Origin of the sequence: Aeromonas sp. PrichA-15, assembly GCF_017939245.1 — a bacterium.
Lineage (GTDB): Bacteria > Pseudomonadota > Gammaproteobacteria > Enterobacterales > Aeromonadaceae > Aeromonas > Aeromonas caviae.
On record NZ_JAGKRH010000392.1, the window covers coordinates 1 to 293 of the forward strand.

Annotated in this window: 1 protein-coding gene; it reads right to left on the reverse strand. The window is 53.9% G+C overall.

The genetic code is table 11. The features are described from left to right. Positions 1–293 (reverse strand): transposase (locus tag J9889_RS24810; RefSeq protein WP_210558207.1); only part of this gene is annotated, 293 nt, incomplete at both ends.

Below are 293 nucleotides of genomic sequence, written 5' to 3' on the forward strand. Positions count from 1 at the left end.
CCGAGCGTATGGCAACTGCCCCGCAGCGAGTTTTTCACATTTCCTATCATCGTGTTTACCCAGTTGAATGCCGGATGATCCAGCCAGTCCAGGTTGCCCCCGGTGACAACACCCAGGTGCTCACAATTGGCCTCCTTGACCGCTTTGAAACAGGCCAATCCATCGGATATCACCGCGCTACCACTGGCAATATGCCGTTTTGCCCAATCAGCAACGGACTTGGTTTTGAAACCATCGACCACCGTCATCCGCATCTTGATTGGATGTCCTTCCTTGTTCAGGGCCACTGCTGC